The sequence below is a fragment of the Streptomyces swartbergensis genome, from assembly GCF_002148965.1.
GTDB lineage: Bacteria > Actinomycetota > Actinomycetes > Streptomycetales > Streptomycetaceae > Streptomyces > Streptomyces swartbergensis.
Genome location: NZ_NGFN01000731.1, coordinates 1 through 1,120, shown reverse-complemented (window position 1 = coordinate 1,120; position 1,120 = coordinate 1). Strand labels below are relative to the sequence as shown.

General features: G+C 71.1%; 1 protein-coding gene. It reads right to left on the bottom strand.

Annotation, left to right across the window (positions count from 1 at the left end; translation table 11 throughout):
- Positions 1-1,120: amino acid adenylation domain-containing protein (locus tag CA983_RS43950; RefSeq protein WP_143645856.1), on the bottom strand; the 1,120-nt coding region annotated here is incomplete at both ends.

The window sequence follows — 1,120 nt, the reverse complement described above, 5'->3', positions numbered from 1 at the left end:
GGGCCTTGCGGTCGATCTTGCCGTTGGGGGTGAGGGGGAGCGCGTCCAGGGTGAGGAAGGYGCTGGGCACCATGTAGTTGGGGAGGATGCCGGCGAGTGTGGTTTTCGGTTSGTCGGTGGTGCCGATGAGGTAGGCGACGAGGCGTCCGTGGTGGACGGCCGCGGCGGCGTCGGTGATGCCGGGGAGGTGGCGGAGGGCGGTTTCGATTTCGCCGAGTTCGATGCGGTGGCCGCGGATYTTGACCTGGTGGTCGGTGCGTTCSAGGAATTCGAGTTGTCCGTCGGGGCGTTGGCGGACGCGGTCGCCGGTGCGGTACATGCGGGTGCCGGGGTCGTGGGCGTAGGGGTCGGCGATGAAGGTGGCGGCGGTTTTGGTCGGGTTGTCGAGGTAGCCGTGGCCGACGCCGGTGCCGGCGACGTACAGCTCGCCGGGGGTGCCGGGCGGTACCGGTTGGAGGTGGGCGTCGAGCACGTACAGGCGGGTGTTGCGTACCGGGTGGCCGATCGGGGCGCGGGTGTCCAGGGGAGTCGCGGGGGTGATGACGGCGTGGGTGACGTCGTCGGAGCACTCCGTCGGCCCGTAGGCGTTCACCAGCGGGATGCCGGGCTCCAGCCCGCCCCACGTGACCGCGAGGTCCGCGGGGAGCGTCTCGCCGGTGACCATCAGCGAACGCAGCCCGTCCAGCGACGGCCGGGGGGTGCCCGACACCCACGCGTCGACGGCGGCGCGGAGGAGGGAGGGGACGACTTCGAGGACGGTGACGCCGTCGGTGGTGATCCGGCCGAACAGCTCTTGCGGGTCGGCGGCGGTGTCGCGGTCCACGACGGTGAGGCGTCCGCCGGTGATGAGGGGGCAGAGCATCTGCCAGACGGAGATGTCGAAGGTGACCGGGGCGTTGTGCACCACGACGTCGTCGGCTGTGAGGTGCAGGTCGTCGACCTTGGCGAGCAGGTGGTTGACCATGCCCGCGCGGTGGACCATCGCGCCTTTGGGGCGTCCGGTGGAGCCGGAGGTGAAGATGATGTAGGCGAGGTCGTCGCCGTCCCCGGCGGGCGTGGCGAGTTCGGTGTCGGTGGCTGCGTCCCAGGCGAGCACGGCCGGTGTGGTCGAGGCGGCGGC